Below are 21051 nucleotides of genomic sequence, written 5' to 3' on the forward strand. Positions count from 1 at the left end.
TAGAAATTCAAGTGGTTGGAAAACCGCCTCGCTGGTCGTCTGCAGCCCCGAAGGGTGTGTCGTCTCAAGCGAGGAGGCGCATTCTACAGACCTGCTTGAGGGAGTCAACAACCTTTTTGGAAATAATTTACAAAAAGTTCAAAGCGCCTCTTCCGGGCTATAAACAGCCCACAAGAAAGGGAGCTAAGGCTCCCTTTCTTCATACTCCCATCAGTGTATAAAAATCACCCAGAAACATAGCTAAGTGGGACCACTGTACTCCAGAGAATCACGGTAGAAGCCAGCAGACCTACCAGGACCACAAGTCCGACGGTCAGGATCGAGGTTGAGAAGAAGAACGCACGATCTTCCGGGATCTGCATGATCTCCGGCACACCACTATAGAGCAGATAGACCGAGTAACTCAGCGCTATCAATCCCACGATGACGTTGAACCACAGCATGGGGTATAGACCTGCAAGCCCAGACAGGAACAGAGGTGTCGCGGTAAAGGTCGTCAGCACCATGCACTCATCAAAGCTCACGCTGCCGCCATAGGTTTTCTCCATCCAGCGGATCGTATAAGCAATAAAGCCAACGGCCACCCACATCGCCAGGTAGAGTGCGATCGCGGCGGGCAAGGCACTGGACACAGAAAGTTTTACGTAATCGGAACCGGTAATACTCCAGCCAACCTGAGTAGTACCTATAAACAGCGCTATGGCCGGTATTGCGGCCAGCACGCTGATCTGGGCGAGAAACACATGTGTTGTGGAGTAATGTTCGCTCTTGATTGAGCGCCACTCCCGCTTCGGGTGATAGAACACCCCCATCATGTGCTGCAGGAACATACGTCTACCCTCCTAACGAACGGCTATTGTTATTTTCCCGTCCGTGTTGCTTTGCTGATTGGTCTTCAGACGAACCGTGAACCCTCACGTTACCGCCTGTCCATCACCCGCTTTTCAGCGGAGCTTTTACAGCTGCAGTTTCAAGTAGTGATCAACAAGAAGTATGGCAAACAACGCCATGATGTACAGAATCGAGAAGCGGAACATTTTCATCGGATCAGCCACTTCCCGGGCGCTGTACAAACGCCATGCCCAGTAGAGCAAGCGGGCATCCAGGATAAGTACGCAAACCAGGTAGATCAGACCACTCAGGCCAATAAAATAGGGCAGCAGAGTCAGCAATACGGTTAACAGGGTGTACAGCAAAATCTGCAAGCGGGTGAAGCTTTCCCCATGAGTGATCGGCAGCATCGGCACTCCCGCCCGGGCGTAATCATCTTTGCGCGCGATACACAGAGCCCAGAAATGCGGCGGCGTCCAGGCGAAGATAATCAACATCAAAAGCAAGCCATCCGCTGTAACCTGTCCCGTTACCGCAACCCAGCCGATAAGCGGCGGCGCCGCCCCCGCCACACCACCGATGACTATGTTCTGCGGAGTCGCCCTTTTCAGGAAAGCGGTATAGACAAAGGCGTAGCCGATTAAAGAGCCTAGCGTCAGCCAGGCCGTAAGCGGGTTGACCGTGAGCGCGAGCACTGTAATACCAGCCACACCGAGCGAAGCCGCGAAGACGACCGCCTGCAGCGGGGTCACCTTTCCTTGCGGTAGTGGCCGACGGGCGGTGCGCGCCATGCGCGCATCAATGCTCTGATCGAGCACGTGGTTAACCGCCGCAGCCGAAGCAGCCGCCAAGCCGACACCTATATTGGTCAACAGCAGCAACGCCAGCGAAGGTAGCTCCGGGGTAGCCAGACACATGCCAACAACCAGCGTCAGCAACATCACTGCGACCACTCTCAATTTGCATAGCGCTAGATAATCTCGCCAGCCTGCCTTGCCAATGATCTCCGGTCTAGCCAGGGGATAGGTAGCCATGAATGACCTCCGTTCGCTTCCGCTTTACACAAGCCCTGCCATAAACAGCCATCACCGAGAGCAGCAACATAACCGCCGCCGCGTGGTGAGCCGTCGCCAATGACAGAGGTAACTGGAAAACCACGTTGAGCACGCCCAGCACTATCTGAGCGCCAGTAACCACCCAAACCAGCCCCAACCAGGGCTTCAACGCCGGGTTATTGCGCAGCCGCCAGGTGGCCAGTAGCAAAGAAAGAACGAACATCAGGGCGCCGATCCGGTGGCTGATCTGAATGGCAGCCCTTGCCTCTGCGGGAAGCATACCGCCTTCATAATTGGGGCCGAGGGGAACAACAGGGTTCATGCCGGTCGCAAAGTCATACTCAATAACATTCCCCTGGTGGCAGACCAGCCAGTGATCGCAGGCCCAGCCTGCATAGTTGGTACTGGTCCAGCCACCCAACGAAATCTGTATAAATAGCGCCACCACCAACATGACAACGGCGGGTTCGGCATGACGCCCGGTCGGTAACTCAGCGCCTTTTAGCGCCTTCAGACGCTGACGCAGCCTCACCAGCAGCGCGAGGGTAGCCATACCCCCCAGTAGATGCAGAGTTACAACCCAGGGAACAAGTTTGAGAGTCACCGTCCACATGCCGAACAGCCCCTGGATGATCACCAGCACCAGCAAACTGCAGGACAACGACAGAGGGTAGCCTTCAATGCTTCGCTTACGTATGGCTATGACTGCCTGCAGCAGAATCATCAGGCCGAGCAGTGAAGCGGCGTAACGGTGCACCATCTCCAACCAGCCCTTCTTCAGATCAACCGCATGACCCGGGAAGTCGATCAGAATCCGCTCTTCCACCTGATGCGCGGGCGGTAGAACGAAATGGCCATAGCAGGCCGGCCAGTCCGGGCAGCCCAACCCTGCATCGTTAAGGCGCGTCCATCCACCCAGCAGCACAACCACCAGCGCAAGCCCTATGGAGAAATTAACCAGACGCCAGCTTGAGTTCAGGCTTGGCGTTTTCGGGTTAAGGTTCATGCCTACCTCCCCGCTTAGCCCAGCTGAGACGCCTTCAGTAGACGCTTCAAGTCCTTGAGCAACGGTTTGCCGATCAGCTCAGGCCGGTACTTGAGGACCAGGTTACCGTTCGGATCGATTAACCAGACACCCTGCTCTACCGCGAGCGATTCAGTCTCGGCCACATGTACTCTCAACCGGGTCGAATCGCGCCCAAGCGCATCATGAATCGCTTTCAGCCTCTCCACCTGGGTCTGGCAAGGCTGGCGGCACTCTTGCTCCGGCTTAACCAATAGCGTCCAGTGACCTGTGTATAACTCACTGCTGCCACCCCACTGATTCAAGGTGAGCACAGGGCTCTGAAGTTCTCCCTGGTTAGTACGCCCCTGCGTTAGCGGCCAATCCAGAGTGTAGGCAAGACTTGCCGCGGCCACCGGAACCAATGCGATGGCCCAGATTGCCCAAAGCGTCACGCGTGATGCTGTCTTCTTCTTATTTTCCATTCCAGCACTCCTCCCAGTATCAGCAGTGCAAATGCCAGCGAAAACCACTGAAACGCATAGCCGATATGTCTTTCCGGTGGCATCTGCCCCGTCCCTGGAGACCTCGCTACTACGTCAGCAACTACGGGCTCAGTCAGCCAGATCACCCAGGGCTGCAACTCCAACTGCCAGCGCGCTTCCATCTTCCGCAGACTTTGCTGCTGCAGGCGCCACTTCTTATCAGCCCCACTTTCCGCCAAGGTGAATGTATCCACCGGTGAACCCAGCACTGCGGAGAGACCCCCTACCTCCGGCCTTACCAATCGAGGCTTTACATCACGGTTTCCCGGTATCGGCAGCCACCCCAAATTGGCGGCGATATGGCTCCCATCCTCCAGCCTTACCGGCAGTAACAGCTCATAACCGGCCTGCCCCTGGTAGGTTCTGTTATCGAGATATAGCGGTTCGACCGGCGGCCAGCTGACCGGCAGCACAACTCTGATCCAGTGACGCCCTTTCATGGCCTGCGTGATCTCCACTTCGCTCGGAGAGATCAACTCCAGATCCTGCTGTTGCGCCAGCCAACGCTTTTTCAGGTCCGCCCTGTCGAGCTGCCACAAACCCAGTGAAACAAGTCCCGCCAGCACCAAAAGCCAGAATGGATAGAGCCAAAACCGGGCGCTCAGCTTGCCGGATATCCTCACCTCTTCTTTACTGACTGAAAATAACAACCGAGCCACCACAGGATCTTCCTATGTTTCGCGTCGCAGCCCTGCTCATCTTTGCTTCCATCGTGACCGCCCTGTTCACCAGCCTCTGGTTCATGATGAAAGACAGGGACGGAGAAAAACGCATGGCCAATGCCCTGATGATCCGCGTCATTCTCAGCGCCGCGCTGCTCGCCCTCGTGCTGTTTGGCTTTCTCAGCGGCCACCTCCACTCCCACGTACCCTGGTAATCAGGCAACCCCAGGGCGCTGCTCCTAGAACACATAAACAAACAGGAACAGACCGATCCAGACCACATCCACGAAGTGCCAGTACCAGGCCACGGCCTCGAAGCCGAAATGATGCCTTGAATCGAAATGCCCCTTGAGAATCCGCAGCAGAATGATGATCAGCATCAGCGTGCCGAGGGTGACATGCAGACCATGAAATCCGGTGAGAATAAAGAAGGTTGCGCCATAGATACCGGCGTTCAGCGTCAGCCCCAGATCGTTGTATGCGTGCACATACTCGTAGGCCTGAAAGCCGATAAAGATCGCACCCAGCGCTATGGTCGCGGTAAGCCAGAGCGCCACCATCGCGCGTTTGTCCTTGAGCAGGGCATGATGGGCCAGCGTCACTGTGAAGCTTGATGTCACCAACAGCACGGTATTGAGCAACGGAATGTGCCAGGGATCGACGATTGCTCTGGGACCGGCAAACTGCGCAGCATCCGGCGGATTCATCAGCGGCCACTCCGCGGTGAACCCTGGCCAGAGCATCTGCGATACCCCCTTATCCCCCTCACCACCAAGCCAGGGCACCGCCAGGTTGCGCACATAGAAGAGCGCGCCGAAAAACGCCGCAAAAAACATCACTTCAGAGAAGATGAACCAGCTCATACCCCAGCGAAAAGAACGGTCCATCTGTGGACTGTACAGGCCGGCCCGGCTTTCATGGATGACATGACTGAACCAGCCCACCAGAATGCCCACCATCAACAACGCACCCAGCATCAGCAAGACTACGCCGAAGGTTCCATCCGCTTTGCCGCTTAGTCCGTTGATCGTCGTTCCCGCCCCGAACGCCAGCAGAAACATGGCGAACGAGGCCAGGATCGGCCAGCTGCTTTGCGCCGGCACATAGTAGGATTCCTGCGCATTCACATTTGGAGCACTCATATCCTGGAACCTCCCATCTGGACCTCTTCGGAGCGGCTCGCGGTTTTATCCGGCGAGATATCGAAGAGCGTGTAGGAAAGTGTGATCGAGCGGATATGCTCGGGCAGCTCCTTGTCGATCACGAACAACAGCGGCATATCCACCGATTCACCGGCTGCCAGCGTCTGAGAGTTAAAACAGAAACAGTTCACCTTGTGCAGATACTGCGCGGCTTCTCCCGGAGCGACCGAAGGAATCGCCTGGGCCACCATGGAACGCCCTGTAGGATTACTTGCCTGAAACGCGGTTTGTCGCATCTCCCCCGGATTAACCTCCACCAAAGAATCGATCGGCCCGAACTGCCAGGGCATACCCTCGTTGTTCACACCGATCATCCGCACCTTGACCAACCGCTGCGTATCGACACCGGTCTGCTCCACCGGGCCCGTATTGGTTATCTTGCCGTTTAACCCGGTAACGCGGCAGAAAACGTCATACAGCGGCACCAGCGCAAAACCAAAGCCGAACATCAGAACTGCCGCCAGCAGAAGACGTGTGATCAAACGACGATTGGCGCTACGGACTGTCATCGCCTTAATCCACTTTCGGTGGTGTGCTGAAGGTGTGATATGGCGCCGGTGAATCCACGGTCCATTCCAGTCCTTCGGCACCCTCCCAAACTTGAGATGTGGCTTTCTCACCGCTGCGCACGTTCTGGATCACGTTCCAGACAAACAGCAGCTGCGAAAAGCCGAAGATGAAAGCACCGATGGAGGCCACCATGTTGAAGTCGGCAAACTGCAGCGCGTAGTCAGGAATACGCCTGGGCATACCGGCCAGGCCGATAAAGTGCATCGGGAAGAAGGTGATGTTGACGCCGACAAAGCTAAGCCAGAAATGCAGCTTGCCCATGGTTTCGTTGAGCTGATGTCCGGTCCACTTCGGCAACCAGTAATAGACCGCCGCCATGATCGAGAAGATCGCCCCCGGTACCAGCACGTAGTGGAAATGCGCCACTACGAAGTAGGTATCGTGATACTGAAAATCCACCGGCGCTATCGCCAGCATCAGACCGGAGAAACCACCGATGGTGAACAGCACCACAAAGGCGATGGCGAACAGCATCGGCGTCTCGAACGTGAGCGAGCCGCGGAACATGGTTGCCACCCAGTTGAACACCTTCACCCCGGTGGGCACCGCGATCAACATGGTGGCAAACATAAAGAACAGCTCACCCACCAGAGGCAGCCCCACGGTGAACATGTGGTGCGCCCAGACCAGGAAGGAAAGAATCGCGATCGACGCTGTTGCGTACACCATCGAGGCATAACCGAACAGTTTCTTACGCGAAAAGGTCGGAATGATCTGGCTGATGATGCCGAACGCCGGCAGGATCATGATGTACACCTCGGGGTGGCCGAAGAACCAGAACACATGCTGGAACAGCACCGGATCACCGCCGCCGGCGGCATTAAAGAAGCTGGTACCGAAATGGATATCCATCAGCATCATGGTGACCACACCGGCCAGCACCGGCATCACCGCGATTAGCAGAAACGCGGTAATCAGCCAGGACCAGACAAACAGCGGCAGCTTCATCATGGTCATGCCGGGAGCGCGCATGTTCAGAATGGTGGCGATGATATTGATCGCCCCCATGATGGAGCTCGCCCCCATGATATGGATGGCGAAGATAAAGTAGGTCACGCTGGGCGGCGCATAAGTCGTGGACAGAGGCGCATAGAAGGTCCAGCCGAAGTTGGGTGCACCGCCATCCATAAACAGGGTAGAAACCAGCATCGCGAAGGCGAACGGCAGAATCCAGAAACTCCAGTTATTCATCCGCGGCAGCGCCATGTCCGGCGCTCCGATCATCATCGGGATCATCCAGTTAGCCAGGCCGACAAAAGCCGGCATCACCGCGCCGAATACCATGATCAGGCCGTGCATGGTGGTCATCTGGTTAAAGAACCCCGGCTCAACCAACTGCAGCCCCGGCTGAAACAGCTCGGCACGGATCAGCAGCGCCATCACGCCGCCGGTCAGGAACATCAGCAGGCTGAACCAGAGATAAAGCGAGCCAATATCCTTGTGGTTGGTCGTGAACAACCAGCGGCCTATGCCTTTCGCCGGACCATGATGATGCTCTTCATGCAGCTCGCCTGCAGTTGTATCCATGCCTCCGGTCGTATCCGAGATAGCCATCAGTTGCCCTCCCCTTCTGCAGCAGCGCCAAGTCGGTCCGCAATCTGCGTGGGCGAAACCGCCTCACCGGTGCTGTTACCCCAGGCATTACGTTCATAGGTGATCACCGCTGCCAGCTCGACCGGGTCCAGCTGATCACGGAACGCCTGCATCGCAGTGCCGCTTTTACCGTTCAGTACGATATCGATATGCGCACCCACATCACCCACGGCGATCGGGCTGTTTTTCAGCGCGGGGAAAGCGGGCGGAAGCCCTTCGCCACTGGCCTGGTGACAGGCTGCGCAGCTACTCAGGTAAACCTGCTCACCGCGCTGCATCAACTCATCCAGTGTCCAGCTGCGATTGGCCGCCTCTGCTGCTGCGGCTTTTTCAGCCTTGGCGTCGGCCAGCCACTGCTGGAACTCCTCGGGAGGAACCGCCTCCACCACGATCGGCATAAAGCCGTGATCCTTACCGCAGAGCTCGGCACACTGACCGCGGTAGATGCCGGGTTCATCGATCTGGGTCCAGGCTTCATTGATAAAGCCCGGAATCGCATCCTTCTTCACCGCCAGCGCCGGCACCCACCAGCTGTGGATAACGTCATTGGCGGTTAGTAGAAATCGAATTTTGGTATCGGTAGGTAACACCAGATGGCGATCCACCTCTAAAAGGTAGTTTTCGCTCTTGGCCTGTTCGTTACTGACCTGTTCACGGGGAGTTGCCAGGTTACTGAAGAAATCCAGATCCTGATCCAGGTACTGGTAACGCCACTTCCACTGGTAACCGGTGACCTGCACATCAAGGCCTGCATCCTTGGGGTCGTACATCTTGACCAGCGTTGCCGTTGCCGGCACCGCCATGGCGACCAGAATCCCCAGGGGAATCAGCGTCCAGATCACCTCCACCAGGGTGTGTTCGTGGAAATGATGGGCTTTGGCACCGCGGGACTTGCGGTGATGGAAGATCGACCAGAACATGATCCCGAATACCACGCAGCCGATGGCAACACAGATCCAGAAGATCGTCATGTGCAGATCGTAGATGGAGCGACTGATCTCGGTCACACCGGGACTGAGATTCAGCGTCCACTCGGCCCTTGCCGTCAGCGGCAACAGGGTCAGCGGGAAGCTCCGGGATATTATTCTTATCATTCCCATGCCTGGCCTCCATAAGGATATACCCAGGTTCCGTTCCGGCCCGCCGAGGCGGGTCCCTTTCCCTTTGGAATCAGAGAGCTAAGCAAGCAACTTTCAAGATCTGGCGGCTGGCTTTGGCTTGGCCCTCACTGCCGAGTATAGCAGCCGCCAGAAAAATGCAAGGAAGTGACAAGTTGAAGAAGCGAACGTCGGGCTTTGTCGCCAAACAGGTATTATGCGCCACTGAGACTCAAAGCCCAACGGACGAGAAAAATCACGAAAATCACGAAAACGGCGGCCATCAACAGGCCTACAACCACGAAGTGGATGGCCCGCCCTTCTTTGAAATCCTCTTGCCGGCGCCGCTCGGACTGGACGCCCAAAAAGCCAGCGAGTACTCCAAGCAGGGTTCGCCACCAGCGCTTCAGGATATGACTCATAAGACTCACCTTCCTTAAGAAACCTGTGGGCAGGTCTCTTAAGATATAGGTCAGGCAAGCCTCTTTTGCGAGAGAGCCATACCGAGAGGATCAGCCAGCGCGCTGCATCTCTCGAATCGCTTCTTCCAGCATCTGGCGATACTGATCGGTCAGAAATCCCACCGCCTTGGACGGGTCATCATCTTCCTGGCTGAGATAATTGAATGCATTGAACCGCGCGGCGGCATGCATGATCGCGGCGCTCAACATAGGCTGAGCCCACTCCTCCAGCATCTCGTTGGCGAGATTGACGAACTCATCCGATACTTCAAAAAAATCAGCTTCAAGCATCTCGCACTCCTCGGTTACTCAACCATATCGCCGCAGAGATATTCATCTATCTCACGCAAAATGTAGTGATTCGACTTGATATCACGGGCCAAAGCCACGCTCTCGGCAGGGCTAAAACCGTTCAGGTCGAAGGAAAGGGAGCCCGCCTGCTGATTGTCGTAGAACAGACTGAGATGCAGACGAATCGTATGATGGGCTTCGGTGGCAAGCTGCAAGCGGGAAACCACGCGCAGATGCGAGTCCACCACATTGATAAAGTTCAGTGCGCTATCGCCGGTAAGCCCCGCGGTATCGATTCGTTCAGCGGTGTTCGACATCCCCTGTTCTCCCTATCGTGTTCTTCACCCCGTCGAGAGAAATTGCATATCGAATGCCAGAACAGCCAGTCCGCAGAGAGCATCATAAGCTACTGATATGTAAGGAGTGCCCCAAACCCGACAAAGCGCCCTCTAGCGCAAAGTGTCGGGTTTACGCCAAAAACAAGCTCAGGCGTGTTGAACCCGACTACGTCGTTTCCACCAATAAATAACCCGGTGGCCCAACAACGCCAGCAACACCAGCGCGTAGCCAAGCACCTCACCGAACCCTGCGCGAATCAGCCAGGCGAAATGCAGCATCGCCAGCAGCGCAATGGGGTAAACCAGGTAGTGCAACTGCTGCCAGTGCCTGCCCAGCCTGCGGACCCAGCCTCTGGTCGAGGTAATACCGAGCGCCACAAGCCCCAGCCAGGCGACAAAGCCGACTATGATGTAGGGGCGCTCCGATAGCTCCCGGGCTATAAGGTCTGCGCGCCAGCCAAGAATAAAAGTGGCGAAGGAAAGCAGATGAAGACAGGCGTAAAACAGCGTGTAGAGCCCGAACATACGCCGGTAGCGCTGCAGCCAATTCCATCCAAACAGACGGCGGCAGGGTGTCACTGCCAGAGTCAGAAACAGAAACCTGAGCGTCCAAATACCAAAAAAGGTGACGATGGTCTGCGCAGGATCCGCGCCCAGATCCAGGCTATAAGCGGCCTCAGCAATATACGCCAGTGGCAGCAGCGGTAGTAGGAACAGCAACCACCAGAAGCTCCGGCGCCCTGCCTTGGAGCGATGCAGCTCCGCAATACTCAGTACCATTTGCGCAGATCCATACCCTGATAGAGATGAGCCACCTGATCGGCATAGCCGTTAAACATACGTGTATCGATCTGGTTGGGGTTGAACAGCGACGAAGGCAAACGCCGCTCGGTGGCCTGGCTCCAGCGCGGGTGGTCCACTTCCGGGTTCACGTTGGCGTAAAAGCCGTATTCGCTGGGCGCCGTCTCATTCCAGGTCGCGCGCGGCATCTGCTCGGTAAAGCGGATGCTGACGATCGACTTGATACTCTTGAAGCCATATTTCCAGGGCACAACCAGCCGGAACGGCGCGCCGTTCTGCGGCGGCAGCGCATCGCCATAAACACCTACGGCCATCAGCGTCAGCGGGTGCATCGCCTCATCCATCCGCAGGCCTTCTGAATAGGGCCAATTCAGCGTACTGAAAAAGCTCTTCTGCCCCGGCATCTGGTCAGGGTCATGCAGGGTAGTGAACTCTACGAACTTGGCGTTACCGGTGGGCTCCAGACGGGAGATCAGCTTATGCAGCGGAACACCCACCCAGGGGATCACCATGGACCAGGCCTCGACGCAGCGCAGACGGTAGATCCGCTCCTCCAGCTCATGGGGTTTGAGCAGGTCCTCCAGGTTATAGGAACCGGGCTTGCTGCACTCGCCACTGACCTCGACCTTCCAGGGATCGGTTTTCAACCCCTGTGCCTTCGCTTTGGGATCCTCTTTCGCCAGACCGAACTCGTAAAAGTTGTTATGACCAGTGACGTGGCGATACGGCGTCAGGTCTTCACCATTGATCGGTTGGCCCTTGCTGGCAGCACGCAGCTTTTCCTGCAGCCACTCCGGGCCCGGATAGCGTTTCGCCTCATCCGGCAGTTCATAACGTTCCAGCGCCCGGGCGGGACCAGCAGCCATCAGTGCGCCACCGGCCAGCATCGCCTTGAGCAGCTCGCGACGGCGACGGTAGACCGATTCCGGTGTTATTTCGCTGGACCGGATATCCGATGGTTTTTTAATCAACATCCGTCGTCTCCTTATTTTGTAACGGGTTAGACGCCAGGCTTTACATAAAGCTCCCTGTGTCTTCTGCTGTGTAGTCGCGCGAAGGCGTTAAACCTTACACTGGAGCCACATTTCTTTGCTTTTCTGAGGACAATCTCCATTACGAAACGGGGTTCATTACCGATCATCTGCGCCCTGCGGGCGCGGAATCCGCAGGAACTGCTATTACGAGAGTCGATTTAAGCAGTCAATGTTGCCAAGTTTCAGTAGGGTAAGGGTTTACGCAGAAAACCGGCCCGGCATCGATAGCCACCAAAAGGAATCCCCATGAGTTTTATCTACCACGCTGACCGGCAGCGCGGCCTTCGCTGGAAGCGATACTTTGCCGTTCACGCACCGCATATCCCCTTTCATATCTGGCCGGAAACCGGCGACCCCGCAGCGGTGCGTTTTATCGGCACCTGGTCACCGGAAGCGCTCGAGGATCTGAGCCGCTTTCCCAACCTCGAGGCGATCTTCTCCATTGGCGCGGGTATCGACCAGTTCGACCTGACGCGCATCCCTCCGCAGATCCCGCTGATACGGATGCAGGAGCCCGGCATCGTCTCCACCATGCGTGAATACGTACTAATGGCGGCGCTCGGCATCCATCGCAATCTGGTCGACTATATCGATCAGCAGCGCCGCGAAGTGTACGAAATCTTCGATGTGAAACCGGTTGCCGAAACCACTATCGGTGTTCTTGGCATGGGTCAGCTGGGAACGGCGGTTGCCTCAACACTCTCCAGTATAGGTTTCGACTGCCGCGGCTGGAGCCGTTCGGGCAAACCGCTGCAAGGCGTGCAGATATTCAAGGGAGAGCAGGAGCTCGGCGCGTTTCTCGCCGGGTGCAATATCCTCGTCTGTCTGCTGCCGCTTACCGATAAGACACGAGGCATCCTCAACTCCAGTCTGTTCAAGCAACTACCTGTTGGCGCAGGACTGATCAATGTGGGCCGCGGCGATCATCTGGTCGAAGCAGACCTGTTACACGCGTTGGACAGCGGCCGGCTATCATCAGCGGTGCTTGATGTGCAGAGCCCGGAGCCCCTGCCGAAAGGCCACCCCTTCTGGCAGCATCCAAGAATTCTGATCACTCCGCATATCGCCAGCCAGACCCAGCCGGAATCTGCAGCGGCGGTTCTGCTGGAGAATATCGACAACCTGGCCCAGGGCAAACCGGTCAGCGGACTGGTAGACCGCTCCAGGGGCTACTGAACCCGTCTGATATCAGACGTAAAGAAGCCGCCCATTTCAGGCGGCTTTTTTTGGTGTGTTTACATTGGAGGGTTCAGATAAGGCGAGGCTCAGAGTCCGCCGATATGGAACGCCTTCACCTCGAGATATTCATCCATCCCCAGGCTTGAGCCTTCACGGCCAATACCGGACTGTTTGATTCCGCCGAACGGCGCTACTTCCATGGAGATAGCACCGGTGTTCAATCCAACCATACCGAACTCCAGTGCATCCATGACGCGCCAGGAACGCTGCATATCCTGGGTGAAGTAGTAAGAGCCAAGGCCGAAAGGCGTACCGTTGGCGATGGCGATCGCCTCCTCTTCGGTATCAAACCGAATCAGCGGCGCCACCGGACCAAAGGTTTCCTCATGGGCAAGCAGCATATCGGTGTTGGCTTCAGAGAGCACGGTCGGCTTCACATATGGCGACCCAGCTTCCGGCAGACCGCCGGTTAGCACCTTGGCCCCCTTATCGATGGCATCCTGAATATGGGCGGTTACCTTATCCACAGCCTGAGCATTGATCATGGGGCCGATGGTGGTACCCGGCTCCATGCCGTAGCCGACCTTGAGCTTTTCCACCTCTTCGACCAGACGCGCGGCGAAGCGGTCATAGATACCGCTCTGCACCAGCAGGCGGTTGGCGCAAACACAGGTCTGGCCCGCGTTACGGAACTTGCTGGCCATGGCGCCGGCCACGGCCAGCTCGATATCGGCATCGTCGAAGACGATAAACGGCGCGTTACCGCCCAGCTCCAGGCTCAGCCGCTTGATGGTATCGGCGCTCTGGCGCATCAGCAGGCTGCCAACACCGGTGGAGCCGGTGAAGGAGATCTTACGCACCGCAGGATTGCTGGTCAGCTCGCCACCGATACCCGCCGGCAGACCGGTAATCACGTTAAACACACCGGCAGGAATACCCACGCGCTCGGCCAGTACCGCCAGCGCCAGCGCCGACAGAGGCGTCAGGTCCGCCGGCTTCACAATGATCGGGCAGCCTGCCGCCAGCGCCGGCGCCACCTTGCGGGTGATCATGGCGTTGGGGAAGTTCCACGGTGTGATCGCGGCACAGACACCCACCGGCTGCTTGATCGTCATCAGGCGGCGGTCACCGCTGGGCGCCGGGATCGTCTCACCGTAGCTGCGGCGCGCCTCTTCCGAGAACCACTTAGCGAAACTGGCGCCGTAACGCACTTCGCCCTGAGCTTCCACCAGGGGCTTGCCCTGCTCCATCGTCATGATGATCGCCAGATCTTCAAGATTTTCCAGCATCAGGTCGTTCCAGGCCTCAAGCAGCGCGGCGCGCTCGGCCGCAGGACGGGCACGCCAGGCCGGCCAGGCTTTTTCCGCCAGTTCAATCGCCCGCCGGGTCTCTTCGGCACCCATGGCCGGCACAGTGGCGATAGTTTCGCCGCTGGCCGGATCGGTGACCGCCAGGGTTTCACTGGAGTCGGCATCGATCCAGCTACCGTTCACATAGGCTTTTTCCGCCAGCAGCGACGGATCCTTGAGAAGATCTTTTAACATTGCAAAACCTCTGTATCTGTTGGTTTCATCGCACCGGACATGCGGCACCATGATTGAAAAAATCGTTCAACCTCAACCCGTTGCCTGGCTGAAAAGCGCGAAGAGCTGTTCCTCCCCCGACAGCGATGGCTGATCGCCTCGGTACATCAGCTTCACGCGGTCGACAGGACTCAGCCCAAGGCGCTGCAGCAAGGGCTCAAGTCCAGCAGGTTCGGGAAGATCCACACGCAGAAACTCACCATCGAGGTCGACAGCCAAGGCTTCGATCAGCTGCATCGCATCCGCTTCGCTGCGGCCAATCACCGGACCGATCACCCAACCACGACCGAAACGCCGCAGGCTGGCGACGCCCTGAAGGACACCTTCGCGCCTCAACCCGATCAGCCGCTCCTGCGACCGCTCCATCGCCCATATCAGCGTGTCGGGATCAACACCCCTGGCGCGCTGCAGCATCTGCCTGACCTCTGCACAATCCGCGCTCGCGAGAGGCTCCACTTCATCTATCAGATAGTGAGGCTCAACACCCCGACAGATCCCCTGCCACTGAACAACACACCCCGCATCAATGAAGCCGTACTTTCGATAGAGCGGCGCCCCCTCCTCTGTCGCGTTCAAAAACAGAGCGGGTGTCGGCGACTGCTCAATCAGCGTCTGCATTAAGCTTTTCCCCAGCCCTCTGCCACGGCAGGCCTGCTGAACCAGAATCAACGCCAATGAGGCGCGATCACCCTGTGCGATACGCAGACCACAGCCGATCACGCCGGAGCGATCCTCCAGCACAACGGCCTCGGCGAGATCCAGCATCAACAGCCAGTCACCTATTCGGTGCGGCCAGCCCTGGTCAAAAGAGAGTTGGCACATGGCCGGCAAATCCGATGCACCGGCTGCACGAATTGTCATCCCTGGAGGATTAATCTCGCTGTCACCGGGTTGACCGGCCGCGCTGGAAGAACTGTTCGACATAGCTCGAGTCTCACTCCTGCAATAGATTACGCAACGGCACAGACTCCCTGTGTAGCGGCGATTTGATCACGATATAGCTGAAGTATTTTTCAATACCCAGATCACTGCTGATGACCGACTCGATCACTTGCTGATAGTGCTTGATGTTGCGGCAGAGAAAGCGCAGCAGATAGTCAAAGCCGCCGCTGATCAGATGGCACTCCATCACCTCTTCCACCTTGCTGATGGCCCGTTCAAAACGGGAAAAATCCGACAGCCTGTGATCTTGCAGAAACACCTCGGTGAACACGGTGATCGTGTCGGTCAGGCGTTCAAGATCCAGCCGCGCGTTATAGCTGTTTATATAGCCCGCCTGCTCAAGCCTTTTCACACGCTGTAGACATGGGCTGGCCGACAACCCAACCGCATCGGCCAGGTTCACATTGCTAATGCGGCCTTGATTCTGAAGTTCCACCAGAATGCTGATATCTATCCGGTCCAGCTTCATACTTTCATACATGCAGCCCCCGTTCCCCTGTCACCTTCACCTCGCCAAACGCTATCGGCCTCAGGGCAGACACCCCTCAAGCCCTGCACTGGCGACGCGCAACTGCGTCTGATGCAGAGCCACAAGCTCCAGCAGGCTATCCACAACCAGCGCAGCACCCTCTGAATCCTTGCGCCCGGCGCGCCGCAGCTGACACCAGTCCGCGCCTGAAGGAACAAGCGATCGAGATCCACCGATGAACAGAGCCGGCACGCGGGAATCGACACGCACCTCATCGCAAAGCTCTCCCTCCAGAAACCGGACCCCGGCAATCGATGCCGCCAACGGCTGGTAGCGCTGGGGACAGAGCAGCGACAGGGTGAAGAACTTGCGCAGATACAACAACGCGCCCGGCACATCTTCATACAGCTGCCACCGGGTCACCTGCCGGGCAAATGCCCTTGCTGCGTGCAGGTCGCTCTGGAGCCCCAGCTCATTGCGGAGCTCCAAATAAGCCAGCTCGATACAGTTTTCCAGATCCGATTCCGGCTGTGCACCGCAGAGGTTGGCAAGTATCGAATCGAAGCGCCTGAGCAGATACTCATCGGTGTCATGTCGCTGGGTCAGCCGCGCCAGCGACTGCAGCGCCGTGATAAGCGAACGCTCGAAGTTGACCAGTCCAGCGGGCAGATCAAGTACGAGATGACGATAGCTAACCAGGTGCACATCACCCTGTGCTTTCATGCGGTTCCCCTTACAACTGCGCCCCTGGCTGGAAACAGACCTGCAAAGAGGCGCCTGTCGCCAGCCAACCTCGGCACCGTGGCAGCAAACAAGGGCTTATCCACCCATCAGCCAGCTTACCCGGGCCAAATTCAGGCCGCACAAAGTTAATCCCTGCATTTAAACCGGAGGGGTATTTTCATAACTGGTGAAATCAATCACCACTTGCTCAATTACATTCAGAATAATATGAGGAGCAATTTAAATAAAAGAGCATTTTTTAAAAAACATTTTCAAATAAACAAAAAACATTATTTTCTTATTTGTTAATTGTCATTTTCCGATATGGATAATATGAAAATAAAGGAGATTTTATGCACCAATAGAAGACATTAAAAATCATCATTGGAAACTAATGGTGCACTTCAAAGTGCGGATTTTGTTGCGAAGATCAACTTAAATCTAAGTTATGCCTGCGACAGGCATCGATAATATCCAGCTCGGGAAAGCGCTCGTTCAATAGCGCAATATCGGCATGGGTCTCGGCGATGATCCAGTCTTTGACCTTACGCGCCGCCGGGGACAACGGCTTGTTGCGGGGGAAGGTGATATGGCATAGACGCCCGGTGGTAACCAGCTCCGAACTCACCGGCACCAGCGCACCATTGCACAGCCAGTTCGATACGACATTCATCCAGCCCACCGCAAACCCCTGGCCGAGCAGGGCCGCCTGAAGCACCACCGCATAGTCGGTGAACTCAAGCGAGTGCAGAGCGGATGCCGGGCAGTCCACACTGGTGAAATAGTCCAGCCAGTTGGTGCGATTATCGGTCAGACCAATATAGGTGGCAGGCTCCTCCTGTCCGGCGAAGTGGGTCGCCTTGTACTCCGGGCTACAGACCAGCACCAGCAGCTCAGGAACCAGTAAATCCGCGCCCTGCGCCAGATCCTCACCGGACATGAAGCGCATACCGAAGTCCACATCCTCCACCGACCCGGAGATCGCTCCGGACATCAGCTGAAAGCGGATATCCACGTTGGGAAGCTGCGTCTGCAGCCTGTGCATTCGCGGCATCAGCCAGTGGGTGGTAAAGGCCGTGGACACCGACAGGGTGACCGTCTCCATCCCCGACCTGCGCGCAGCGATCTCCTGCAGCGAAGCATCGATGCGCTGGAAACCATCCTTCACACCACGATAGAGGATCTCGCCATCCTCCGTCAGCAGGGAGCGGCCCGACTTCCGCTCGAAGAGCCGGACCTCCAGGTACTCCTCAAGCAGCGACAGCATGCGGCTAACAGCCGGCTGGGTAACCCCCATTTCAGCAGCCGCTTTAGTGAAGCTTCCACAGCGCGCAGCGGACTCAAATACGAACAGAGCATTGGCACTTGGAATTTGTCGTCTTAGTGATGGCATAACATGAAGTTATGTCATGCAAAATTTTTTTTCAATTGATTCCGGCGTTCGTCTGCTGTTATTTATTGAAACAGACATAACGAAAACCGAAACGAGATAAGCTATGAATACCAGTCACAGCAGCGGAGTTTCTATTCAGGGCGCAAGTAAAAGCTACGGTGAAACTCAAGCTTTAAAACCGGTAAATCTCGAAATTAAAAAAGGCGAATTCGTTTCGCTATTAGGACCTTCCGGTTCAGGAAAAACCACCTTGCTGGGTTTATTGGGCGGTTTTGTAATGCCTTCTTCAGGTTCTATTTGGGTGGACGGAAAAGATATGACGTTCACCCCGCCGCACAAACGTGAGATCGGCATCGTGTTCCAGAGCTATGCGCTCTTCCCACACATGACCGTAGGTGAAAACGTAGCTTTCCCGCTTCGGGCCCGCCGCCTGCCCAAGTCCACCTGGCCGGAGAAGGTCAAGAACGCCCTGGCGATGGTGGAGCTGGACGGCTATCAGGATCGTAACATCGCAGCCCTTTCCGGCGGTCAGCGCCAGCGCGTTGCCCTGGCCCGCGCCATGGTATTCGAACCCAGCCTGATTCTGATGGACGAACCGCTCTCCGCGCTGGACAAACAGCTGCGCGAGAATATGCAGATCGAGCTGCGCAACCTGCACAAGCGCCTGGGCGCCACCATCGTCTACGTCACCCACGACCAGGGCGAGGCGCTGACCATGAGTGACCGGGTCGCTATCCTGCGCAACGGTGAACTGGTGCAGATCGGCGCTCCCGAGGAGCTGCACAACAATCCCAAGGACTCGTTTGTCGCAGACTTCATCGGTGACTCGACGCTGGTCGCGGCAACCCGCATCGACGGTAACCGCGTCAAGGTGGGGTCAGCTGAACTGACCTCTGCCCGCGCCCTGCCCGATTCCAATGATCTGCTGCTGTCGATCCAGACCGAGAAACTGCTGATCGACGACGGTACCCAGCCGGACTGCGTTAACCGACTCAGCGGCAAGGTCACCGACGTGGTGTATCAGGGTGACAGCCTGCGCGTTTACCTGGAGCTGGAGAACGGCAAGGCGATCACCTTGCGCCAGCCCAGCCATTACACCGCCGCCCAACAGATTCCGGCCATCGGCGAAACACTCAAAGTCGCACTGCATCCCGAAGACACCATCGTCGTGCCGCAATGCGCCTGAACAACCGGCCTAAACGAACTCACTCCACAACCCTGTAATCATTGATAGGAGCTTTCCACTCATGGAGCTTACCGATTTTAAAGTACTGACATTTGACGTAGTCGGCACGCTGATCGATTTTGAATCCGGTGTTCTCAATGCGGTGCGTCGCATCGGTGGCGAGGTTGCCCAGCGTTACACCGATGACGAGATTTTCGCCCCCTACAAGGAAGGTCGCGATCTTTTCCCGGGCCGCTCAAGCAGCGCCATGGCAGATGTTTACAAGCATCTGGCGAAGAAACTGGACCTGCCGGCCGACCAGGAATCCGCCGACGCTTTCCAGCTGGCTGTACTGCGCTGGCCGGCATTTGAAGACTCCATCGAAGCGATGCAGCGCCTGCGCAAGCACTTCCGCCTGGTAGCGATGACCAACGCTGACCGCACCGCGTTCACCGCCTACAACCACACCCTGGGCTACCCGTTCCACGACAGCGTTACCTGCGATGAGACCGGCTGCCCGAAACCGGATCCCAAGTACTTCGCCTACAACAAAGGCCGCCAGTTCGCCTTCGGTTACCCGCAGAACGAGATCCTGCACGTGGCCCAGAGCCAGTACCACGACATCGGCGTGGCCAAGGCTGAAGGCTACACCACCTGCTGGATCGAGCGTCGTCACGACCAGGCCGGTTTCGGCGGCACACCGGATCCGAAGGAAGTCACCAAGCCGGACTTCCACTTCACCTCCATGAAAGCACTCGCCGACGCGGTGGAAGGACTCTGAGATGAACGCGTTGACCTCAGCTCCAGTTGACTCTCTCTGGCAGGCCACATCGGCCTTCAAGGACAGCTTCCCTGTTTTCGACGGGGCAAGCGAAGAGGATAGCAGCGCTGATGTAGTTATCATCGGCGGCGGCTTTACCGGATTGTCTGCGGCTCACGAACTCGCCAAGGCGGGCATGAAGCCGATCCTGCTGGAAGCCAATCCCATCGGATGGGGCGGAAGCGGACGTAACGGTGGTGTCGTCACCGCCAAGTACCGCATGAGTTTTCCGGAGATGGCCAAGGCCTTCGACCTGGATACCGCCAAACGCATGCACCAGCTGGCGCATAGCGCGGTCGACAAGGTCGAGGAGATGGTCAACGCGTATCAGCTTACCGATGCCAAATTCCGCCGCAGCGGCAACCTCAAGTGCGCGCACAACGCGCACTCACTGCAGCATGCGGTGGACGAAGTCGAGTGGATCAAACGTGAGCTCAAGGATGAGAGCCTGAGCGTGCTCAGCCGCGAACAGGTGGCCGAGGAAACCGGCACTGAAAGTTTTGTCGGCGGCATCCTGGGCCTGAACGTAGGCACTGTGCATCCGCTGAACTACGTGCGCGGCCTGGCGCACGGCATCAACAACCGATTCGGCCAGGTGGTGCATGAATGCAGCCCCGTGGCCTCGATCAGCTACGAAAACGATGGCGTCAGGGTCACCACCGCATCCGGCGCCAGTGTGAAGGCGAAACAGATCATTCTGGCCACCAACGCCTACTCCGATCTGTTCCCCTGCACCGACTACATCCGTAAACGTACCATCCCGTTCCGCAGTTCCATGATCGCCACCGAGGTGCTTAACGACGAGCTGCAGGCGAAGCTGCTTTCAAACGAGCGCAGCTACGTGGAAACCCGCCGCATGATGCGCTGGTTCCGCAAGGCCGAGGGCCGCTTCATGTTTGGCGGCCGCGGCGCATTCGGTAAAGAGGATTCCCAGTCCGCTTTCGATGGCCTGTACAAGGCGATGACCGAGATCTTCCCGGCGCTCGAAGGGATCAAGGTGGACTACCAGTGGTCCGGGCACGTCGCGATGACGCTGGATGCCCTGCCCCACGTGGGCCGCCTCGATGAACGTACCTGCGTGGCCGCTGGCTTTAACGGCGCCGGGGTCGCTCAATCTACGCTGCTCGGCAGCCTGGCCGGGCAGTTCGCTCTGGGCGAGACACCCAACGTCGCCCTGCTCAATGCACAACGATTCAACGCTGTACCTTTCTACGCGTTCCGTGAAGTTGGCGTCCGCATGGTTGCCGGCTGGTATCAGTTCCTCGATGCCATAGGGCGCTGAAGACGCTGTCTT

General features: G+C 57.2%; 24 protein-coding genes. 5 read left to right on the forward strand and 19 right to left on the reverse strand.

Features of this window, described 5'->3' with window-relative positions; all coding sequences use genetic code 11:
• Window positions 1-224: 224 nt before the first annotated feature.
• The 5 genes from CLV83_RS21900 to CLV83_RS21920 form a co-directional block, all read right to left on the reverse strand.
• On the reverse strand, window positions 225-830 hold the full coding sequence (locus CLV83_RS21900; RefSeq protein ID WP_132297983.1) for a Yip1 family protein: 606 nt from the start codon (window positions 828-830) through the stop codon (window positions 225-227).
• A 126-nt stretch (window positions 831-956) separates the two neighbouring features.
• The gene (gene cyoE / locus CLV83_RS21905; protein ID WP_132297985.1) at window positions 957-1865 is read right to left on the reverse strand and encodes a heme o synthase; all 909 of its coding nucleotides are present in this window, start codon (window positions 1863-1865) and stop codon (window positions 957-959) included.
• Window positions 1843-2892 carry a COX15/CtaA family protein gene (locus tag CLV83_RS21910; RefSeq protein ID WP_243642485.1) on the reverse strand — a complete coding sequence of 350 codons (1050 nt, stop codon included), beginning with the start codon at window positions 2890-2892 and terminating at the stop codon, window positions 1843-1845. The genes cyoE and CLV83_RS21910 overlap by 23 nt, the downstream gene beginning before the upstream one ends.
• Before the next feature lie 14 nt (window positions 2893-2906).
• Window positions 2907-3374 carry a hypothetical protein gene (locus tag CLV83_RS21915; RefSeq protein ID WP_132297987.1) on the reverse strand — a complete coding sequence of 156 codons (468 nt, stop codon included), beginning with the start codon at window positions 3372-3374 and terminating at the stop codon, window positions 2907-2909.
• The gene (locus tag CLV83_RS21920; protein ID WP_165900381.1) at window positions 3341-4093 is read right to left on the reverse strand and encodes an SURF1 family protein; all 753 of its coding nucleotides are present in this window, start codon (window positions 4091-4093) and stop codon (window positions 3341-3343) included. The genes CLV83_RS21915 and CLV83_RS21920 overlap by 34 nt, the downstream gene beginning before the upstream one ends.
• A gap of 14 nt (window positions 4094-4107) precedes the next feature.
• Here CLV83_RS21920 and CLV83_RS21925 point away from each other — a divergent pair, with 14 nt between their 5' ends.
• Complete coding sequence (locus CLV83_RS21925) at window positions 4108-4311, forward strand: DUF2909 domain-containing protein (RefSeq protein WP_132297991.1); 204 nt, start codon at window positions 4108-4110, stop codon at window positions 4309-4311.
• Between the two features lie 24 nt (window positions 4312-4335).
• Here CLV83_RS21925 and CLV83_RS21930 read toward each other — a convergent pair whose 3' ends face one another.
• The 9 genes from CLV83_RS21930 to msrP form a co-directional block, all read right to left on the reverse strand.
• Window positions 4336-5238: a cytochrome c oxidase subunit 3 gene (locus CLV83_RS21930; RefSeq protein ID WP_132297993.1), complete on the reverse strand. Its 903-nt coding sequence runs from the start codon at window positions 5236-5238 to the stop codon at window positions 4336-4338.
• The gene (locus CLV83_RS21935) at window positions 5235-5807 is read right to left on the reverse strand and encodes a cytochrome c oxidase assembly protein (RefSeq protein WP_132297995.1); all 573 of its coding nucleotides are present in this window, start codon (window positions 5805-5807) and stop codon (window positions 5235-5237) included. Before CLV83_RS21935 ends, CLV83_RS21930 begins: the two co-directional genes overlap by 4 nt.
• 4 nt (window positions 5808-5811) lie before the next feature.
• Entirely contained in the window at window positions 5812-7422 is a 1611-nt protein-coding gene (gene ctaD / locus CLV83_RS21940) for a cytochrome c oxidase subunit I (RefSeq protein WP_424399134.1), read from the reverse strand.
• The gene (gene coxB / locus CLV83_RS21945) at window positions 7422-8555 is read right to left on the reverse strand and encodes a cytochrome c oxidase subunit II (protein WP_132297997.1); all 1134 of its coding nucleotides are present in this window, start codon (window positions 8553-8555) and stop codon (window positions 7422-7424) included. The genes ctaD and coxB overlap by 1 nt, the downstream gene beginning before the upstream one ends.
• 218 nt (window positions 8556-8773) lie before the next feature.
• Window positions 8774-8980 carry a DUF2970 domain-containing protein gene (locus CLV83_RS21950; protein WP_132297999.1) on the reverse strand — a complete coding sequence of 69 codons (207 nt, stop codon included), beginning with the start codon at window positions 8978-8980 and terminating at the stop codon, window positions 8774-8776.
• Window positions 8981-9070: 90 nt separating this feature from the next.
• The gene (locus tag CLV83_RS21955; protein ID WP_132298001.1) at window positions 9071-9310 is read right to left on the reverse strand and encodes a DUF3144 domain-containing protein; all 240 of its coding nucleotides are present in this window, start codon (window positions 9308-9310) and stop codon (window positions 9071-9073) included.
• A 14-nt stretch (window positions 9311-9324) separates the two neighbouring features.
• Entirely contained in the window at window positions 9325-9627 is a 303-nt protein-coding gene (locus CLV83_RS21960) for a hypothetical protein (RefSeq protein ID WP_132298003.1), read from the reverse strand.
• A 168-nt stretch (window positions 9628-9795) separates the two neighbouring features.
• Window positions 9796-10428: a protein-methionine-sulfoxide reductase heme-binding subunit MsrQ gene (locus CLV83_RS21965; RefSeq protein ID WP_132298005.1), complete on the reverse strand. Its 633-nt coding sequence runs from the start codon at window positions 10426-10428 to the stop codon at window positions 9796-9798.
• A complete protein-coding gene (msrP, locus tag CLV83_RS21970) occupies window positions 10419-11423 on the reverse strand; it encodes a protein-methionine-sulfoxide reductase catalytic subunit MsrP (protein ID WP_132298007.1) in 1005 nt (334 codons plus the stop codon). The genes CLV83_RS21965 and msrP overlap by 10 nt, the downstream gene beginning before the upstream one ends.
• 306 nt (window positions 11424-11729) lie before the next feature.
• On the opposite strand from msrP, the gene CLV83_RS21975 reads away from it, so the two are divergent.
• Window positions 11730-12659, forward strand: coding sequence for a 2-hydroxyacid dehydrogenase (locus tag CLV83_RS21975; RefSeq protein WP_132298009.1), 930 nt, complete (start codon window positions 11730-11732; stop codon window positions 12657-12659).
• A gap of 89 nt (window positions 12660-12748) precedes the next feature.
• Here the strand turns inward: CLV83_RS21975 and CLV83_RS21980 are convergent, their stop codons facing one another.
• From CLV83_RS21980 to CLV83_RS22000, 5 genes are all read right to left on the reverse strand, one after another.
• Window positions 12749-14206, reverse strand: coding sequence for an NAD-dependent succinate-semialdehyde dehydrogenase (locus CLV83_RS21980; protein ID WP_132298011.1), 1458 nt, complete (start codon window positions 14204-14206; stop codon window positions 12749-12751).
• Window positions 14207-14278: 72 nt separating this feature from the next.
• Entirely contained in the window at window positions 14279-15169 is an 891-nt protein-coding gene (locus tag CLV83_RS21985; protein WP_132298013.1) for a GNAT family N-acetyltransferase, read from the reverse strand.
• A gap of 10 nt (window positions 15170-15179) precedes the next feature.
• On the reverse strand, window positions 15180-15668 hold the full coding sequence (locus CLV83_RS21990) for an Lrp/AsnC family transcriptional regulator (RefSeq protein WP_132298015.1): 489 nt from the start codon (window positions 15666-15668) through the stop codon (window positions 15180-15182).
• A 48-nt stretch (window positions 15669-15716) separates the two neighbouring features.
• A complete protein-coding gene (locus CLV83_RS21995) occupies window positions 15717-16379 on the reverse strand; it encodes an HAD family hydrolase (RefSeq protein ID WP_132298017.1) in 663 nt (220 codons plus the stop codon).
• 430 nt (window positions 16380-16809) lie between these two features.
• Window positions 16810-17772: a LysR family transcriptional regulator gene (locus CLV83_RS22000; protein WP_132298019.1), complete on the reverse strand. Its 963-nt coding sequence runs from the start codon at window positions 17770-17772 to the stop codon at window positions 16810-16812.
• A 103-nt stretch (window positions 17773-17875) separates the two neighbouring features.
• Here CLV83_RS22000 and CLV83_RS22005 point away from each other — a divergent pair, with 103 nt between their 5' ends.
• The 3 genes from CLV83_RS22005 to CLV83_RS22015 all read left to right on the forward strand — a co-directional run bounded on the left by CLV83_RS22005 (window position 17876) and on the right by CLV83_RS22015 (window position 21039).
• On the forward strand, window positions 17876-18958 hold the full coding sequence (locus CLV83_RS22005) for an ABC transporter ATP-binding protein (protein WP_132298021.1): 1083 nt from the start codon (window positions 17876-17878) through the stop codon (window positions 18956-18958).
• Between the two features lie 61 nt (window positions 18959-19019).
• Complete coding sequence (locus CLV83_RS22010; protein WP_132298023.1) at window positions 19020-19718, forward strand: HAD-IA family hydrolase; 699 nt, start codon at window positions 19020-19022, stop codon at window positions 19716-19718.
• A 1-nt stretch (window position 19719) separates the two neighbouring features.
• Window positions 19720-21039 (forward strand): NAD(P)/FAD-dependent oxidoreductase, encoded by a 1320-nt coding sequence (locus CLV83_RS22015; RefSeq protein ID WP_132298025.1) that lies wholly within the window; start codon window positions 19720-19722, stop codon window positions 21037-21039.
• Window positions 21040-21051 lie beyond the last annotated feature (12 nt).

Source organism: Marinobacterium mangrovicola (genome assembly GCF_004339595.1).
Classification (GTDB): Bacteria; Pseudomonadota; Gammaproteobacteria; order Pseudomonadales; family Balneatricaceae; genus Marinobacterium_D; species Marinobacterium_D mangrovicola.

Coding starts and splice junctions, on each gene's coding strand:
- CLV83_RS21980 (WP_132298011.1), bottom strand. CDS start 14,206: ATGTTAAAAGATCTTCTCAAGGATCCGTCGCTGCTGGCGGAAAAAGCC.
- CLV83_RS22010 (WP_132298023.1), top strand. CDS start 19,020: ATGGAGCTTACCGATTTTAAAGTACTGACATTTGACGTAGTCGGCACG.
- CLV83_RS21900 (WP_132297983.1), bottom strand. CDS start 830: ATGTTCCTGCAGCACATGATGGGGGTGTTCTATCACCCGAAGCGGGAG.
- CLV83_RS21985 (WP_132298013.1), bottom strand. CDS start 15,169: ATGTCGAACAGTTCTTCCAGCGCGGCCGGTCAACCCGGTGACAGCGAG.
- CLV83_RS21935 (WP_132297995.1), bottom strand. CDS start 5,807: ATGACAGTCCGTAGCGCCAATCGTCGTTTGATCACACGTCTTCTGCTG.
- CLV83_RS21955 (WP_132298001.1), bottom strand. CDS start 9,310: ATGCTTGAAGCTGATTTTTTTGAAGTATCGGATGAGTTCGTCAATCTC.
- CLV83_RS22015 (WP_132298025.1), top strand. CDS start 19,720: ATGAACGCGTTGACCTCAGCTCCAGTTGACTCTCTCTGGCAGGCCACA.
- msrP (WP_132298007.1), bottom strand. CDS start 11,423: ATGTTGATTAAAAAACCATCGGATATCCGGTCCAGCGAAATAACACCG.
- CLV83_RS21950 (WP_132297999.1), bottom strand. CDS start 8,980: ATGAGTCATATCCTGAAGCGCTGGTGGCGAACCCTGCTTGGAGTACTC.
- CLV83_RS21975 (WP_132298009.1), top strand. CDS start 11,730: ATGAGTTTTATCTACCACGCTGACCGGCAGCGCGGCCTTCGCTGGAAG.
- CLV83_RS21990 (WP_132298015.1), bottom strand. CDS start 15,668: ATGTATGAAAGTATGAAGCTGGACCGGATAGATATCAGCATTCTGGTG.
- ctaD (WP_424399134.1), bottom strand. CDS start 7,422: ATGGCTATCTCGGATACGACCGGAGGCATGGATACAACTGCAGGCGAG.
- CLV83_RS21965 (WP_132298005.1), bottom strand. CDS start 10,428: ATGGTACTGAGTATTGCGGAGCTGCATCGCTCCAAGGCAGGGCGCCGG.
- coxB (WP_132297997.1), bottom strand. CDS start 8,555: ATGATAAGAATAATATCCCGGAGCTTCCCGCTGACCCTGTTGCCGCTG.
- CLV83_RS21960 (WP_132298003.1), bottom strand. CDS start 9,627: ATGTCGAACACCGCTGAACGAATCGATACCGCGGGGCTTACCGGCGAT.
- CLV83_RS22000 (WP_132298019.1), bottom strand. CDS start 17,772: ATGCCATCACTAAGACGACAAATTCCAAGTGCCAATGCTCTGTTCGTA.
- cyoE (WP_132297985.1), bottom strand. CDS start 1,865: ATGGCTACCTATCCCCTGGCTAGACCGGAGATCATTGGCAAGGCAGGC.
- CLV83_RS21910 (WP_243642485.1), bottom strand. CDS start 2,892: ATGAACCTTAACCCGAAAACGCCAAGCCTGAACTCAAGCTGGCGTCTG.
- CLV83_RS21995 (WP_132298017.1), bottom strand. CDS start 16,379: ATGAAAGCACAGGGTGATGTGCACCTGGTTAGCTATCGTCATCTCGTA.
- CLV83_RS22005 (WP_132298021.1), top strand. CDS start 17,876: ATGAATACCAGTCACAGCAGCGGAGTTTCTATTCAGGGCGCAAGTAAA.
- CLV83_RS21930 (WP_132297993.1), bottom strand. CDS start 5,238: ATGAGTGCTCCAAATGTGAATGCGCAGGAATCCTACTATGTGCCGGCG.
- CLV83_RS21925 (WP_132297991.1), top strand. CDS start 4,108: ATGTTTCGCGTCGCAGCCCTGCTCATCTTTGCTTCCATCGTGACCGCC.
- CLV83_RS21915 (WP_132297987.1), bottom strand. CDS start 3,374: ATGGAAAATAAGAAGAAGACAGCATCACGCGTGACGCTTTGGGCAATC.